Genomic DNA, 15529 nt, shown 5'->3' on the forward strand with positions numbered 1-15529 from the left:
GCCGCACCGGCCGCCGGTGTGATCCGCGCGACCAGCGATCCGGGACCTTCGACCCTAAAGAGGTAACTGCGATACCTGTTTTGGTGAGCGCGTCCGTAACGTTCGTCCCGAAGGAGAACATCGTGCTCACCCAGTCCTCAGCAGAGGTGGTTACGGCGACCCTGCCCGCCGTACGGGCGCACGGCGAAGCCATCACGCGCCGGTTCTACCAGCGGATGTTCGCCGCGCATCCCGAGCTGCTCGACCTGTTCAACCGGGGCAACCAGGCCAGCGGCAGTCAACAGGCGGCCCTGGCCGCCGCCGTGGTCGCGTACGCCGAGCACCTGGTCGGCGCGGGTGCCAAGCCCTGGGGTCCGGTGCTGGACCGAATCGCGCACAAGCACGCCTCCCTGGGGATCACCCCGGCCCAGTACACCGTCGTGGGCCGGCACCTGCTCGCCGCCGTCGGCGAGGTGCTCGGCGACGCGGTCACCCCGCCCGTCGCCCTCGCCTGGGACGAGGTCTACTGGCTGCTGGCCGTCGAACTGGTCGCCCGGGAGGCCCGACTCCACGCCGCCGCCGGGCTGGCCGAGGGCGGATCGGTGTGGCGCCCGTGGCGGGTGACGGCACGCCGGCAGGAGACCCCCGAGGTGGTGTCGTTCACTTTGACGCCCGACGACCCCGGCGAGGTCCCCACCTTCGTACCGGGCCAGTACACCTCGGTCGCGGTGGACCTCGGCGGCGGTCGTGGCCGGCAGATCCGCCAGTACAGCCTCGCCGGACGTCCCGGCGCCGCGCACTGGCGGATCGCCGTCAAGCGACTGCGCGGGATCGACGGCGCCCCGGACGGTCAGGTCTCGACCTTCCTGCACGAGCAGGTGACGGTCGGTACGACGTTGCGGCTCAGCCCGCCTTTCGGCGAGGTCAGCGCCGTCGCGGGCGATGGCCCGCTGCTGCTGGTCAGCGCCGGCATCGGGCTGACCCCGGCGATGGCCGCGCTGGAACACCTGGCGGTCACCGCGCCGCAGCGCCCGGTGGTGCTGGTGCACGCCGACCGGGCCGGCGCCGCCCATGCGCTGCGCGGTGACCTGCCGCGCCTGCACGCCGCGCTGCCGAACCTGCGCACCAGGCTGTGGTACGAGGACACCAGCGACGTCGCCCTGCCCGGGGTCGCCGTCGAGGTGACCGGCGGCCGGGTGGACCCCGAGTCGATCCCACTCTCCCCCGACGCCCACGTGCACCTCTGCGGGCCGCTGCCGTTCATGAACCTCGTCCGGGGTGGACTGTTGCGCCGGGGCGTACCGGTGGAGCGGATCGCCTACGAGGTGTTCGGGCCGGGCATGCTGCGCGGCTAGCGCGCCGACCCCGGCGGGTCGCTCGACTCGCCGGGGGCCGCCCCCGCCACACCCTACTCGCGGGTAACCTGTGCTGGTGAGCGCGACGGTGGAATACGTGCAGGAATTCGTCCAGGTCGACGGCGCCCGCCTGGGCATCCAGGTCTATCCGGAGCCCACCGGCCCGGCGGAGGCACCGGTGGTGCTGGTCGTGCCGGCCATGGGGGTGCGGGCCCGGTACTACCGGCCCTTCGCCACCGCCCTGCGCGCCGCCGGACTGCGGGTGGTCGTGGCCGACCTGCGGGGCACCGGCGAGAGCACCCCCAGACCCAGCCGGGCCTGCCGGTACGGCTACCCGGAACTGGCCGCCGACATCGGTGCGGTACGCGCCGCCCTCAAGGCCCGGTTCGACGGTCGGCGCACCCTGCTGTTGGGGCACTCCCTCGGTGGGCAGGCCGCGGTGCTGCACCTGGCCCTGCACGGCGAACAGGAGGTCGACGGGTTGGTGCTGATGGCCGTGGGGATCCCGTACTGGCGGGACTTCACCGGCCCACGGCGCTACGGCGTGTTGCCGTACACCCAGGGCATCGCCGCCACGGCCCGGCTGCTCGGGGTCTGGCCCGGCTGGGGGTTCGGTGGCCGGCAGGCCCGCGGGGTGATCCGCGACTGGGCGTACACCGCCCGCACCGGCCGCTTCCCTGACCTGGAGGGGGTGGACACCGAGGCGGCGGTGCGGCAGATCCGTACCCCGGTGCTGGCCGTCAGCTTCGCGCACGACCAGTACACCCCGCATCCGACCCTGGACCGGCTCTGCGCCAAGCTTCCCGCGGCTGCCGTGGTACGCGTGCGGTACCCCGACCCGCAGGGTGTCCCGCTGGACCACTTCACCTGGGTACGCCAGGCCGCCGAGCCACTGGCCGCGCGGGTGGCCGACTTCGCCGCCACTCTGCCGGCCCGCTGACCCCTCGCACCCCCACCCGGTGATTAGGGCCTGCCAGGGCGGGTAAGCCGCAGCGCTCGAAAACGGCTTGAGGGGGACAAACATGTCGGACACACACACCGCTCTTCGATCCATGCACGACCTGGGCCTGGCGGCCTGGTTCGGTGGCTCCCTGATGGGGGCCTTCGGCGTCAACGGCGCCGCGGCCCAGGTCGGCGACTCGACCCAACGGCTGCCGGTGGCCTCGGCCGGCTGGTCCCGGTGGACCCCGGTCAACGCCGCCGCCATCGGCGCCCACCTGGCCGGGGCGGTCGGTGAACTGGTCACCGAGAGCCCTCGGCTGGCCGCCCAACGGGGTGTCGGCCGGGTGAGCACCCTGAAGACGGCCCTGACCCTCAGCGCCCTGGCGGTGACCGGGTACAGCCGGCTGCTCGGCAACCGCCTGGCCCGGGCGGGTGGGCCCAGCGTGGCGGGGGTGACCGAGCCGAATCAGCAGACCCCGCAGAACGTGGCCGCCTGTCAGCGGCAGCTCAAGCTGCTCCAGTGGACCATTCCGGCGCTCACCGGCGCGCTGATCGTGGTCACCGCGTACATGGGTGAGCAGCAGAAACCCGGACAGGTCCTGCGCGGCATCATCGGCCGGGCCAACGGGCTGATGCAGTCGCCGAAGACGATGGCCAAGGCCGGCGGGCTGATGCAGATGTCGAAGGCGATGAGCCACAACGGCCACTGAGGGTCGGTCGGCCCGGCGGGGTCGAGCATCCGGCTCAGCGGCGCGACGACCGTTCGGCTCCGGCTGGTACCCGCCCGGCGGTGAGCAGACCGGCCAGCCGTTCGGCGTCGCGCTGGGCCTGCCCGGCACAGCAGTTGTTGAACAGCACATGCAGTTCGTCGGCCTGCCCGGCGAGTTCGGTCAGCAACTCCGACCAGATGCCCAGCTCCCGATCCGCGTAGGCGTACCGGAAGCGGTCCTCCTTGTCGCCGCCGGCCCAGGCGGTGCTGTGCCCGTGCATCCGTACCATCGCCAGGTCGGCGGTGGCGATCAGGATCGGTGGCACCGACTCGGGGTGGCCCTGCGGCATGTCCACGGCGCAGTTGGTCAGCCCGTGCTCGCGGAGGAAGGCCAGGGTCTCCAGCGCCGCGGTGCCGTCGAACCAGGACCCGTGTCGCAACTCGACCGCCACCCGCCACGGTCGGCAGCGATCGGCCAGTTCGGCGATCCGGCGCCGGGCCGCCTCGCCGCGGGCCAGCCACGGCGGGAACTGCAACAGCACCGCGCCGAGCCGGTCGGCCGCCGCGATCGGGGCCAGCGCCGCCCGGAACCGGCGCCACAGCTCGTCGTACGCCGCCGGTGGCAGGTCCCGGCGGCGGATCCGGGCCGGGCCGCCGCTGGGGCGCAGGTCGGCGGGGAGGGTGGCGACCGGGGTCGGGTGGCCGGTGAACAGGCGGTACGCCTTGACGTTGAAGGTGAAGTCGTCCCCGGTGGCCTCGACCCAGCCCTGGGTGGTCTCCGGCGTCGGCACGGCGTAGTACGAGGTGTCCACCTCGACCAGGGGGAACTTGCCGGCGTAGTAGTCGAGCCGACCGGACGGGGTGTTCGCCGCCCGCGGGTACCAGCCGGACCGCACCAGCGTCTGATCGGCCCATGAGGACGTGCCCACCTTGATGACACTCATGTAATTCAGTGCACCGCTACCCGGTGCGATCGGCAACCGCTGGCGCGACGGCTGGGTTTGAATGGATCCTCACCGGGCAGCCGAAGCGTTGGCTTCAGCGGACAAGGAGGCAAGGATGCGTGCGCTACGGCTGCCAGCATGGAAGACCGACCCGGAACTGGTCGAGGTGGACGAGCCGACACCCGGACCGGGTCAGGTGGTGGTGAAGATCGGCGCTGCCGGTGCCTGCCACTCCGACCTGCACCTGATGCACGACTTCGAGGCGGGCGGCCTGCCCTGGAACCCGCCGTTCACCCTGGGGCACGAGAACGCCGGTTGGGTACACGCCCTCGGTTCCGGGGTGACCTCACTGGAGTTGAACCAACCGGTCGCCGTGTACGGGCCGTGGGGCTGTGGGGTCTGCCCCCGCTGCCGGCTCGGCGCCGAGAACTACTGCGAGAATCCGGCCGCCGCGCCGATCCCGGGTGGTGGGGGCGGTCTCGGCCTGGACGGCGGGATGGCCGACTACCAACTCGTGCCGGACGCCCGGCTGGTGGTGCCGCTGCCCGACGGGCTGGATCCGGTGCAGGCGGCGCCGCTGACCGACGCGGGGCTGACCCCGTACCACGCGATCCGCCGGTCCTGGTCCAAGCTGCCGCCCGGCAGCACCGCCGTGGTGATCGGCGTGGGTGGGCTGGGGCATGTGGGGGTGCAGATCCTCAAGGCCACCACCGCGGCCCGGATCATCGCCGTGGACACCCGGGACGACGCGTTGCGGCTGGCCGAGGAGTGCGGCGCCGACCTGGTGCTGCGATCGGGTGAGCGGACCGTCGAGGAGATCCGTTCGGCCACCGGGGGCCGGGGTGCGGACGTCGTGCTGGACTTCGTCGGCGCGGACGCCACCCTGAAGATGGGGGCCGCCGCCGCGCGTACCGTGGGGGACCTGACCATCGTCGGTATCGGCGGCGGGACCCTGCCGGTGAGCTTCTTCTCCGTGCCGTACGAGGTCAGCATCCAGACCACCTACTGGGGTAGCCGACCGGAGCTGATCGAGGTGCTGGATCTGGGTGCCCGTGGGCTGCTGCGGCCGAAGACGACCACCTTCAAACTGGATCAGGCGATGACCGCGTACCGGCAGATGCAGGACGGCACCCTGGAAGGCCGGGCCGTGATCGTGCCGTGACCACCGACGCGGCGGCCCCTAGAGTGATCATGTGGTCGCCGCGTTGGAGCTTTATCTGGACACCGTCGCCACCCGCCGCATCCGGGTCCTCTGGGACGCTCTGGAGGCCGAGGGCGTGCAGAGCCTGCGCTCGCTGCTGGAGCAGCGGCACCGGCCGCACGTGTCGCTGGCGGTAGCACCGCGTTTCGACCCGCAGCGGGTGGCGGCGGCGTTGGAGGGTACGACCGTGGCCGCGCCGCTGCGGCTGTCCTTCCAGTACGTCGGCCAGTTCGTCGGCCGGGTGCTCTGGCTGGGCCTGGCGCCCACCGTGGAACTGCTGGAGCACCATCGGCGGGTGCACGACCGGCTGACCGCCGCCGGCATCCCCCTGGCCGAGCACTACCGCCCAGGCAACTGGATCCCGCACTGCACCCTTTCCATGCGGGTACCGAACACCCTGTTGACCCCGGCCATCCGCCGCTGCCTGGAGATCCTCCCCCTGGAAGCCACCATCACCAGCGCCGCCCTGACCGACCACGCCCACAACATCTCCCACCCCCTCCCCTAACCACCCTCACCCCTATTTCCCCCGTCGATCTTGCACTTTTTGTCGCCGCATACCGCGCATAGCGGACGAATCAGCGACCGAAAGTGCAAGATCGACGGGGGACAGAGGGGGTGGCGGGGAGGGTGAGGGGTTAGGAGGTGGGGTCGGGGTGGCCGTGGCGCCAGTAGCCCATGAAGGCGACGGCGCGGCGGTCCAGGGCGCAGTCGTTGACCAGGTGGCGGCGCAGGGTACGGATGACGCCCGCCTCCCCCGCCAGCCAGGCGTAGCAGGGGGCCGAGGGCGGGACCTCGGGCACCTCCCAGAGAATCGTCTCCGCCTCCACCTCCTCGATCGAGGGGCCGGGGACGGAGCCGGGGACGGCGGGCGGCGCGACGGCCAGCAGGTCCCGGGCCGCCTCGGCTACGGCGCCGATCAGTCGGTCCCCGTAGCGTCCGCCCTCGCGGGGCAGCCAGGTCACCTCGACGCCGGGGGGCGTGTCCAGCGGCAGGACGTCCGCCGCGTGGGGCACCTCCAGCAGGACCCGGCCCCGGGCGTCCAGGGGCAGCCGCTCGCAGATGCCGCTGATCGCCGGGACCGCCGTCTCGTCCCCGGCCAGCAGCAGGCACCCGGTCGACGGCGGGCGGAACTCGCGTCCACCGTGGTCGCCCTCGTAGCCGGCGTCCGGGCCGGCGATGGCGATCTCGTCGCCGGGGCGGACCTGCTGGGCCCACCGGCTGGCCGGGCCGCCGTCGCCGTGCAGCACCAGGTCCACATCGAGTTCGTGCAGGTGCGGGCGGACCGCTCGGGCGGTGTAGGTGCGGATCGGGTTGCGTCGGTGCTCCGGCAGGGCCCGCCACTGGGCGTACCAGTCGGGGCCCTGCGGCAGGTCGACCGCCCGCTGGCCGGGCAGCGGCAGGGCCAGCTTGATCCGCTGGTCGTAACCGTTGTCGGCGAAGCGGTCCAGGTCCGGGCCGGTGAAGGTGACCCGGACGAAGGAGGGACTGAGCCGGCGTACCGCGCGGATCTCGACGGAGAACAACCGCCACGGCGCGACGGGCAGGGTGTTGGTCATGCTGCCTTCCTTGGTACGGGCCACGGGAGGGGTTACCGGGACTGCGCGGCCGAGGCGCGCGAGCGCCACAGCAACCAGACGAAGTACGGGGTACCGATCAGGGCGGTGACCAGCCCGGCCGGGATCTGGGCCGGGGCGATCACCGTGCGGCCCAGGGTGTCGGCGAGGCTGACCAGGGCCGCACCCAGCAGGGCGGCGACCGGGAGTACCCGGCTGTGTCGGCCGCCGACCAGGGCGCGGGCGGCGTGGGGGGCGACCAGACCGACGAAGCCGATCACCCCGACGGCGGAGACCGCGGTGGAGGTGAGCAGCGCCGCTGCGGCCAGGGCTATCAGCCGGGTGCGTTCCAGCCGGACTCCGAGCACCCGGGGGGTGTCGTCGTCCAACGCCATCAGGTCCAGTTCGCGGCGGGCGGCCAGCACGGCCGGGGTGAGCACCAGCAGGGCGATCGCCACCGGCAGCACCTGGGTGGCGGTGCGGCCGTAGGTGGACCCGGACATCCAGGTCAACGCCTTGCCGGTGTTCCAGGGGTCGTGGGCGACGATCAGGAAGGTGATCAGCGCCATGCCGCCCTGCCAGGCCCCGAATCCGATCAGGACCAGCCGGTCGGAGCTGAGTCCACCTCGCCAGGCCGCGCCGTAGACCAGGGCGAAGGCGAGCATCGCGCCGAGCCCGGCCATCCCGGAGACGGCCCACACACTGGCCAGCGGCACGAAGGTGATCAGCGATACGGCGCCCAGTCCGGCCCCGGCGGTGATGCCGAGGATGCCGGGCTCGGCCAGCGGGTTGCGGCAGACCGCCTGCACGGTGGTGCCGGCCACCGCCAGGGCCGCGCCGGCCAGCAGGGCGGCGGCGACCCGGGGCCATCGCTGGTCCAGCACGAAGGTGTACGCCGGGCCGGTGCTGCCGTTGACCCAGTTGACCAGGTCACCGAGGAGCACCCAGGTGTCCCCGGCCAGCATCCCGACCAGCACCGCCACGGTGACGACCGTGGCCGTCACCCCGACGACGGTGCGGTGGAAGGCGGCCGAGCGTACGGCGGCGTGACCGCCCGGGGGTCGGCGGGTGGGTCCGGCGTCGCGGTGCCGCCGGGCCAGCCAGATCAGCACGGCCGCACCGAGCAGGGTGGTCACCACGCCGGTGGGGATGTCGACACCGGCCTGGGCGCCCATGATCGCCCGGAGCAGCACGTCCGAACCGAGCACGATGATCACCCCGGCCAGGCCGGAGAGCGGCAGCAGCACCCGGTGGCGGTGCACTCCGGGCACCAGCGGGCCGAGCAGCCGGACGATCACCGGCGCGCAGAGGCCGACGAACCCGACCGGCCCGGTGAGGGTGACCGCCGCGGCGGAGAGCAGGACGGCCAGCACGGTGACGATCAGCCGGGTACGCCGTACGTCGAGGCCGAGCACGGCGGCGGTGTCGTCGCCGAGGGCCAGGATGTCCAGGCGGTGTCCGAGCAGCATCAGCGCCACGATGGACAGGCCGATGACCGGGGCGAGCTGGGTCAGGGCGTTCAGGTCGCTCTGCACCAGGGACCCGTTGCCCCAGGCGAACAGGCCGATGGTGGCCTGTTCGAAGAGCAGGAGCAGCAGCATGCTCACCGAGCTGAGCGCCAGCCCGGTGGCCGAACCGGCCAGGATCAGCCGGGTGGTGCCGGCCTGCCCGCCGGAGGACATCGCCATCACCAGTCCGGCCGCCGCCAGGCCGCCGCAGAAGGCCAGTCCACCGGCCGGCAAGGCGGGCAAGGCGATGCCGAAGGCGGCGACCGACACGATGGCCAGGTGGGCACCGGCGTTGACGGCCAGGGTGTCCGGGGAGGCTAGCGGGTTGCGGGCGATGGACTGGAGGGCCGCACCGGCGAAGCCGAGGGCGACCCCGATGGCCAGCCCGGCGAGCAACCGGGGCACCCGGGAGGCGACGAGCACCCGGACGGTCTCGTCGTCACCGCCGGTGAGCAGGCGCAGCAGGTCGAGCGCGCCCACGGCGGAGGTGCCCTGGGTGAGGTGCACGACGGCGACCACCAGGGCCAGCGCGGTGGCCGCGATGAAGGCCCCGACGACGCGGGAAGCGGAGGTGCGTCCGGCCGGAGCCGACCCGAGGGCCGGCTCCGGACGCGCGGGCGCGGACAGCCCGGTCACACCGCGTAGGTGTTGACGAACTGGTCGATGTACTGCTTGGCGGACAGCGGCCCGCCGAAGGTCCAGATGCCGTCCGGCATCCGGTGCAGGTTGCCCTGCTGGACGAAGGGCAGCGACTTCCAGATGGCGTTGTCGGCGAGGCCCTCGGCGAAGACGTCCGTGCCGTCCGAGGCGTTGTAGAAGAAGTGCAGGTCCGGGCTCTTGAGCCCGGTCAGGCCCTCGACGTCGGTCTGGCCCAGGCCCCACACCTCGTCGACCTTGCCGGTCCAGGCGTTGGTGAGGCCGAGCTGGATGCCGAGCTGGGAGACGAAGGCACCCTGGCCGAACATCCGGATGCTGACGGTGCTGCCTTCCTTCCAGCCGTCGGCGATGGCGAACGGCTTACCGGCGGCACCGGCCTCGGCGATCTTCTTCTTGCCGTCGGCCAGGGCGGCGTCGAAGTCGGCCAGCAGCTTCTCCGCCTCGGCGGTCTTGCCGACCGCCTTGGCGATCATGTTGAGGTCGGCGCGCATCCGGCCCACGTTGTCGGTGGCGTCGCTGCTCTTGGTCACCAGCACGGGGACGTACTTCTCCAGCTGGTCAAGCAGGGCGGCGCCACGACCGTCCGAGACGACCACGAGGTCGGGGGCGAGGGCGACGATCGAGTCGACACTGGGTTCGCCACGGGTGCCGACATCCTTGACCGCGGGGTCGAGCTTGGCGGCGGTCACCCAGGTGGCGTACCCCTTGGGGTCGGCGACCCCGACCGGCATGACGCCGAGGCTGACCAGCATCTCGACCTCGCCCCACTCCAGGCCGACGACCTTGGTGGCGGGGCTGTCGAGCTTGATCTCCTTGCCCCGGCTGTCGGTCACGGTGACCGGTCCGCCGGCGGCGGAGGCGGAGGGGGTGGGTTCGGCGGTGTTCTCGGTGGTGCCGCAGGCGGCCAGCAGCAGGGCGGTAGCGGCGGCGGCGACCAGGGCGGTGACACGGGTACGGGACATGACGTTCTTTCTCGTTGCTGGACCGGTCCGGGTTCAGACCGGGATACGGGTCAGGTGCCGCCCCACTGGGCGGGTGGTCACCAGACCGGTGAGTGGATCGGTGCTGACCTCGATGCGGATGCCGTAGGTCTCGGTCAGGTCCGTCTCGGTGAAGACCTGCTCCGGGGTACCGGCGGCGCGGATGCGGCCGTTGTGCAGCAGGACCACCTCGTCGGCCACCGCGGCGGCCTGGTTGAGGTCGTGCAGCACCACCCCGACCGCGACGTGGTGTTCGTCGGCCAGCTCGCGCATCAGGTCGAGGATCTCGACCTGATAGCGCAGGTCGAGGAAGGTGGTGGGCTCGTCGAGCAGCAGTACCGTGGTGTCCTGGGCCAGGCAGGTGGCCAGCCAGACCCGCTGGAGTTCGCCGCCGGAGAGTTCGTCCACGGGCCGGTCGGCCATCGCGGCCACCCCGGTGACCGCCATCGCGCGGGCGATCGCGGCCGGGCCCTCGGGGTCGTCGTTACGCCAACGACCCCGGTAGGGGTGGCGGCCGTAGCCGACCACGTCACGGACGGTGACCCCGTTGGGTACCGGTCGACTCTGCGCCAGCAGAGTGACCCGGCGGGCGAACTCCTTGGCCGGCAGGCTGGCCGCGGCGACCCCGTCGGCGCAGAACACCGCCCCGGTGTCGATCGGGTGCAGCCGGGCCAGCGCCCGCAGCAGGGTGGATTTGCCGCTGCCGTTCGGCCCGACCAGGGCGGTCACCCTACCGGCAGGCAGGGCGATCGAGGCGCCGTGGACCACTGCCTTACGGTGGTAACCCAGGCAGAGGTCGACGCCGCGAAGGCGCTGCTCAGCGTCGTTCGACGCCAGTACGCTCGACATGCGGTTAGGTTAACCTAACCTAACTTCGAGTCAAGATGTGGGGCCTCCTCATCTCCGCACGCCCCCCGGCCGGGTAGCCCCGCCTCGATGCCACTCCCCCCCGGTCGACCGGGTCGCACCACGCCCCGCGAGGAACACGAGAAGGTGTCGGGGTGGGGGACGACAGACCGGCACGAGCGGCGGTAGCGTTGCGCGTCATCGCCGCCGGGTCGCCGGTGCGCCGACCCGCGTTCGTACGGAGGATGAGGCATGTCCATCGGCGAGGAGCCGTACGCAGTCCGCGACGACCTGGCCTCCCGGCCGACCTTCGAGGTGACCCTGCGCGGTTACGAGAGAAAGCAGGTCCACCGCTATGTGGAGCAGTTGGACGGTCAACTCAGCACGGTCTCGGCCGAACGGGACCGGGCCCTGGGCCGGGCCCGGGAGCTGACCGCCAAACTCCAGGCCGCCCAGGCCGAGGTGGCCGAGCTGCGGCAACGACCGGCGCAATTGGACAAGGCGACCTTCCAGGATGTCGGCCCGATGGTCGGCCAGATCCTGGACCTGGCGGAGAAGCAGGCCGCGGCGATCATCGACACGCACACCCAGCGGGCCAACAAGCTCCAGGCGGAGGCGGAGAAGACCCTGGCCAATGCCCGGGAGCGCACCGTCAAGGCGCTGGCCGACCTCGAGGAGGAACTGGCCGCCCGCCGCGCCGAGCACGACAAGAAGTACGAGGAACTGCGGGCCACGGCCGAGGCCGAGTTGACGGAGACCCGGGAGTGGGCCGACCGGCTGCGCGCCGAGGGTGAGGCCGCACACGAGCGGGCTCAGCAGGAGGCCCAGCGCATCGGCGAGCAGTGCCGCCAACAGGTCGAGCAGGCCCGCGCGGCGGCGGAGGCGCTGACCTCCTCCGCGCGTACCCAGATCCACCAGGAGATCCAGGCGGCCCGGTCCAAGAGCCAGCAGGAACTGACCCAGCGGCGGACCGCCGTCGAGGAGGAGTTGGCCGAGCGACGGGCCACGGCCGAGGAGGATCTGGCCGAGCAGCGGGCCTCGGTGGAACGCGAGTTGGCCGCCCAGCGCACCGCCGCCGAGCAGCGGGTCAGCTCGATGATCGCGGACGCCCAGCAGTACTCCGCGGAGATCCGCAAACGCGCCGACGAGCAGGCCGCCGAGGTACGCCGACACAGCGACGAGCAGGCCGCCGCCGCCGAGGAGCAACTGCACGCCGTCCAGTTGCAGATCGGCGAACAGCAGGACACCCTGGCCGGCGTACAGGAGGAGTTGGAGACCGCCCGGCGGCAGCTGGCGGAGACCCAGCGGGACCGGGAGGTCACCGACGCCGAGCTGACCCGGATGCGCCAGCAGTTGGAGGAGACCGTCCGGGATCTGACGGCGGAGAGCCAGCGACTGGACGAGGTACGCCGGGCCGTCGAGGCGGCCGAGCGGCACGCCAAGGAGACCCGGGCACGGGTGCAACGGGAGGCCAAGCGGGTCGCCGACCTGGCGGCTGCGGCCGTGATGGCCGCCGCGGCCGGGGGTGGGGAGACCGCCGAGTATCCGATGGTCGGGGCCCGCTCGGTGCAGCGCCCGCCCACCCGGGCGGCAGAGGCCGAGCCGGTGGGCCAGGGTACGACTGCCGAGCCCGGTGGGCCGGAGACGGCCGAGGGTGACGGTGGCGCCGTCGATGCCCCGACGCTGAGCCCCAAGGCACCTGCGGGCGGGGAACCGGCTGCCGAGGGAGTGGATCAGTCGTACCTCGGGCCGACGGTGGCGCTTCCGCAGAACGCCCTGGCGCGGGCCGAGGCGGCGCTGGCGGCCGGCGGACCCCCCGGCCTCAACTGGTTCGCCGGGCAGCCCGAGGGCCAGGACGAGGCCCCGACCGACCGGAAGCCGGAGCCCTCGACCCCCTGACCGGGATGGCGTCCCGCGCACCACTGTGGAGCGCGGGGCGCGGCGCGGCCCGCTGAACGTGCTCGGCGCGTCAGGCGTCCGCACGATGGTCGGCGACAGCCGACGGTGCCAGAATCGCCCCATGCGGCGTGCGCTCGTGGGCCGGGACGAGGTATTCGACCAGGCCTGGCGCTCGCTGGGCGGGGCCGGGCAGGTGCTGCTGGAGGGGCCGGCCGGGATCGGTAAGACGGCCCTGCTGCGGGCCCTGGTGGCCGAGGCCGCCCAGGCGGGTTGGTGGGTGCTGTCCTGCGCGCCGACCGAATGCGAGGCCGATCTCCCCTTCGCCGCCCTGGCCGACCTGCTGCGTCCCCTGGCGGGCCTGGCGGCGGACCTGCCGCACCCGCAGCGGGTAGCGGCCGAGACGGTGCTGGTCACCGGCGACAGCGACGAGACGATCGACGAACGGGTGATCGGGGCGGCCACCCGGTCGCTGCTGGAGGCGGCGCTCGCCTCGGGGCGGCCGGTGCTGCTGGCCGTGGACGACGCCCCCTGGCTGGATCGGCCGAGTGAACGTGCCCTACGGTTCGCCCTGCGCCGGGTCGGCCCCGGTCTGTCCACACTGGTCAGCAGCCGCAGCACCAACGGGCCCACCATGCCGGCCACCCCGCTGGGACTCGACGCGGGCGCCACCGTACTGACCCGGCTGGCGTTGGCCCCGTTGGGTGTGCACGCGCTGCACCACGTCCTGCGGGAGCGGGTCGGCGCCGTCCTGGACCGCCCCCTGCTGGCCCGCATCGCCCGGGAGTCCAGCGGCAACCCACTGGTGGCCATCGAGGTGGCCCGGGCGGTGCAGCGACTGCCGAAGCCACCGGAGCCGGCCCAGGAGCTGCCGGTGGCCTCCTCCATCCACCAGCTCCTCGCCGAGGTGCTGGCCGGGCTGCCGACCCGGTGCCGCGACGCCGTACGGCTGGCGGCGCTGCTCGGGGTGCCCCTGCTGCGGGACCTGACGGCGGCCGGGGTCGGCCCGCGCGCCTTCGATCCGGCCGAGGAGGCCGGACTGCTGGTGGTGACCCCGACTCGGGTGCAGTTCGCCCATCCGGTCTACGCGGCGGCGGTACGGGCCGGCATCCCGCCGGGGGTACGGCGAGGGCTGCACCGCAGGCTGGCCGAGGCGGTGGCGGACCCCGACGAACGGGTGCGTCAGCTGGCCGCCTGCACCACCACGACCGACCCGGTGGTCGCCGACGCCCTGGCCGCAGCCGCCGTACGCCAGCACACCCGGGGCGCACCGGAGGCGGCGGCGAACCTCTACGAGGCAGCCGCCCGACTCACCCCGGCCGAGGACCGCCCTACCCTGGGGCAGCGGCTGCTGGCGGCGGCCCGGTGCCGGTTCGACTGCGGCGATCATCCGGGGGCACGGATGGCCGCCGAACAGGTGGCCGCCGGGTTCACCGGCCACCTGCGGGCCGAGGCGCTGCTGTTGCGCGCGGTGGTCGCCTGGAGCGCGGACGAGCCGGGCGGCACCGCCCTGGCGGCCGCTGGGCGGGCCCTGGCCGCCACCCGGCCCGGTTCCCCCCTGGCCGGGCGGATCCACGCCCATCTGGCCCTCTTCGTCGACCTGCCGGAGCCGGCGCGTACCCACGCGGAGGCGGCCATCGCCCTGCTCACCGGCCCGGGTGGCGACCGGGAGCTGCTGGCCGCAGCCCTGCTGCACCTGTTCTTCAGCGAGGTACGCGCCGGGGAGCCACCCCGCACCGAACTGCTGGACCGGGCCCTGGGCATGGAGGGGGCCGAACCCTCCTGGCTGGCCGGTACGATCCCGGCGATCTGGTGGAAGGGGATCGACGAACCCGACCGGGCGCGTGAGCGGCTGACCCGGCTGCTGGACCGGGCGGCGGCGCGCGGCGACGAACCCTCCCAGTACGAACTGCTCAAGCATCTCGGTGAGACCGAGTTGCTGGCCGGGCGGTGGGGGCTGGCCGAGCGGCACATCGCGGCGGCCCGAGACCTCGGTGAGCTGCTGGGCACCGAGTTGACCGCGGAGATCTGGCTGACCGGCCTGCTGGACGCCCTGCGGGGACGGCTTGACGCTGCGGGACAGGTGGCCGAGGCGGGCCTGCGGCTGGGCGAGGAACTCGACGACGACTGGTGCCGCCGCATCCACCTGCAACTGGGTGCCTTCGTCGCGCTCTGCGCCGGACGGGTCGCCGAGGCGGCGGCCGGGTACGGTCGGCTGGCCGCCACGGTGGACCGGATGGGCCTGGCCGAGCCCCTGGCGCAGCGCTTCGAACCGGACTGGATCGAGGCATGTGTGGCCGCCGGTGACCTGGCCACCGCCCGCGCCGCCCTGCACCGGCTGACCGAACGACACCGCCGCCTGCCTCGGCCCTGGACCCTGCTGGGCCTGGTACGCAGTCGCGCCCTGCTGGACAGCGCCGCCGGCGGGGACCCCTCGGCCGCCCTGGACGACCTGGTCGCCGCCCGCGCCGCGGTGGCGCCGGAGGTGCTGCCACTGGATCGGGCCCGCTGCCTGCTGGTGGCCGGCATCGTGCATCGGCGGCTGCGTCGCAAGCGCCCGGCCCGGGAGGCCCTGGAGGCGGCGGTGGGCGAGTTCGAGGCGCTGGGCGCGGCGGCGTTCGCCGCGCGGGCGCGGGCGGAGGCGGCCCGGTTGGGCGGCCGACCCCCGGCACCGTCGGGGTTGACCGCCACGGAGGAACGGGTGGCCCGGCTGGCCGCCCTGGGACGGACCAGTCGGGCCATCGCCGACGAGTTGTTCGTCAGCCCCAAGACGGTGGAGACGAACCTCTCCCGGGTCTACCGCAAGCTGGGCATCTCCCGGCGGGCCGAACTCAGCGCGGCGCTGGCCCGGGTCGGCCTCCCCGAGGCGCCGCTCGGCCCCAAAGGCTAGGGAAACACCGGATTCCTTCGCCTGGTCACAGCCGTACCGTCAAGGTCACTCCGACCGTCAGTGGCG

Annotated in this window: 12 protein-coding genes; 7 read left to right on the top strand and 5 right to left on the bottom strand. The window is 73.3% G+C overall.

Features of this window, described 5'->3' with window-relative positions; all coding sequences use genetic code 11:
- Window positions 1-122: 122 nt before the first annotated feature.
- The 3 genes from ACLQ2T_RS12000 to ACLQ2T_RS12010 all read left to right on the top strand — a co-directional run bounded on the left by ACLQ2T_RS12000 (window position 123) and on the right by ACLQ2T_RS12010 (window position 2986).
- Window positions 123-1334 carry a globin domain-containing protein gene (locus tag ACLQ2T_RS12000; RefSeq protein WP_425766278.1) on the top strand — a complete coding sequence of 404 codons (1212 nt, stop codon included), beginning with the start codon at window positions 123-125 and terminating at the stop codon, window positions 1332-1334.
- A gap of 88 nt (window positions 1335-1422) precedes the next feature.
- Window positions 1423-2274 carry an alpha/beta fold hydrolase gene (locus ACLQ2T_RS12005; protein ID WP_425766279.1) on the top strand — a complete coding sequence of 284 codons (852 nt, stop codon included), beginning with the start codon at window positions 1423-1425 and terminating at the stop codon, window positions 2272-2274.
- Window positions 2275-2356: 82 nt separating this feature from the next.
- Window positions 2357-2986, top strand: a complete 630-nt coding sequence (locus tag ACLQ2T_RS12010) for a hypothetical protein (protein WP_425766078.1) — start codon at window positions 2357-2359, stop codon at window positions 2984-2986.
- A 34-nt stretch (window positions 2987-3020) separates the two neighbouring features.
- On the opposite strand, the gene ACLQ2T_RS12015 is transcribed toward ACLQ2T_RS12010, so the two are convergent.
- Complete coding sequence (locus tag ACLQ2T_RS12015) at window positions 3021-3929, bottom strand: DUF72 domain-containing protein (RefSeq protein ID WP_425766079.1); 909 nt, start codon at window positions 3927-3929, stop codon at window positions 3021-3023.
- A 115-nt stretch (window positions 3930-4044) separates the two neighbouring features.
- Between ACLQ2T_RS12015 and ACLQ2T_RS12020 the strand changes: the two genes are divergently transcribed.
- On the top strand, window positions 4045-5091 hold the full coding sequence (locus ACLQ2T_RS12020; RefSeq protein WP_425766080.1) for an NAD(P)-dependent alcohol dehydrogenase: 1047 nt from the start codon (window positions 4045-4047) through the stop codon (window positions 5089-5091).
- 31 nt (window positions 5092-5122) lie between these two features.
- Window positions 5123-5638: a 2'-5' RNA ligase family protein gene (locus tag ACLQ2T_RS12025; protein WP_425766081.1), complete on the top strand. Its 516-nt coding sequence runs from the start codon at window positions 5123-5125 to the stop codon at window positions 5636-5638.
- Window positions 5639-5768: 130 nt separating this feature from the next.
- On the opposite strand, the gene ACLQ2T_RS12030 is transcribed toward ACLQ2T_RS12025, so the two are convergent.
- The 4 genes from ACLQ2T_RS12030 to ACLQ2T_RS12045 are packed head-to-tail and all read right to left on the bottom strand — an operon-like array spanning window position 5769 to window position 10680.
- Window positions 5769-6689, bottom strand: a complete 921-nt coding sequence (locus ACLQ2T_RS12030; protein WP_425766082.1) for a siderophore-interacting protein — start codon at window positions 6687-6689, stop codon at window positions 5769-5771.
- 32 nt (window positions 6690-6721) lie between these two features.
- Window positions 6722-8821 (bottom strand): iron ABC transporter permease, encoded by a 2100-nt coding sequence (locus ACLQ2T_RS12035; RefSeq protein ID WP_425766280.1) that lies wholly within the window; start codon window positions 8819-8821, stop codon window positions 6722-6724.
- Between the two features lie 5 nt (window positions 8822-8826).
- On the bottom strand, window positions 8827-9813 hold the full coding sequence (locus tag ACLQ2T_RS12040; RefSeq protein WP_425766083.1) for an ABC transporter substrate-binding protein: 987 nt from the start codon (window positions 9811-9813) through the stop codon (window positions 8827-8829).
- Window positions 9814-9846: 33 nt separating this feature from the next.
- Entirely contained in the window at window positions 9847-10680 is an 834-nt protein-coding gene (locus ACLQ2T_RS12045; RefSeq protein ID WP_425766084.1) for an ABC transporter ATP-binding protein, read from the bottom strand.
- A 249-nt stretch (window positions 10681-10929) separates the two neighbouring features.
- Between ACLQ2T_RS12045 and ACLQ2T_RS12050 the strand changes: the two genes are divergently transcribed.
- A complete protein-coding gene (locus ACLQ2T_RS12050) occupies window positions 10930-12576 on the top strand; it encodes a hypothetical protein (protein WP_425766085.1) in 1647 nt (548 codons plus the stop codon).
- A gap of 121 nt (window positions 12577-12697) precedes the next feature.
- The gene (locus ACLQ2T_RS12055) at window positions 12698-15463 is read left to right on the top strand and encodes an AAA family ATPase (RefSeq protein WP_425766086.1); all 2766 of its coding nucleotides are present in this window, start codon (window positions 12698-12700) and stop codon (window positions 15461-15463) included.
- Window positions 15464-15529: the final 66 nt, after the last annotated feature.

Source organism: Micromonospora sp. DT229, from assembly GCF_049844505.1.
GTDB lineage: Bacteria > Actinomycetota > Actinomycetes > Mycobacteriales > Micromonosporaceae > Micromonospora.

What these genes read in the sequence shown, in the direction of transcription:
- ACLQ2T_RS12010 (WP_425766078.1), top strand. Translation starts at nt 2,357, where the DNA reads ATGTCGGACACACACACCGCTCTTCGATCCATGCACGACCTGGGCCTG.
- ACLQ2T_RS12015 (WP_425766079.1), bottom strand. Translation starts at nt 3,929, where the DNA reads ATGAGTGTCATCAAGGTGGGCACGTCCTCATGGGCCGATCAGACGCTG.
- ACLQ2T_RS12020 (WP_425766080.1), top strand. Translation starts at nt 4,045, where the DNA reads ATGCGTGCGCTACGGCTGCCAGCATGGAAGACCGACCCGGAACTGGTC.
- ACLQ2T_RS12030 (WP_425766082.1), bottom strand. Translation starts at nt 6,689, where the DNA reads ATGACCAACACCCTGCCCGTCGCGCCGTGGCGGTTGTTCTCCGTCGAG.
- ACLQ2T_RS12040 (WP_425766083.1), bottom strand. Translation starts at nt 9,813, where the DNA reads ATGTCCCGTACCCGTGTCACCGCCCTGGTCGCCGCCGCCGCTACCGCC.
- ACLQ2T_RS12045 (WP_425766084.1), bottom strand. Translation starts at nt 10,680, where the DNA reads ATGTCGAGCGTACTGGCGTCGAACGACGCTGAGCAGCGCCTTCGCGGC.
- ACLQ2T_RS12050 (WP_425766085.1), top strand. Translation starts at nt 10,930, where the DNA reads ATGTCCATCGGCGAGGAGCCGTACGCAGTCCGCGACGACCTGGCCTCC.
- ACLQ2T_RS12055 (WP_425766086.1), top strand. Translation starts at nt 12,698, where the DNA reads ATGCGGCGTGCGCTCGTGGGCCGGGACGAGGTATTCGACCAGGCCTGG.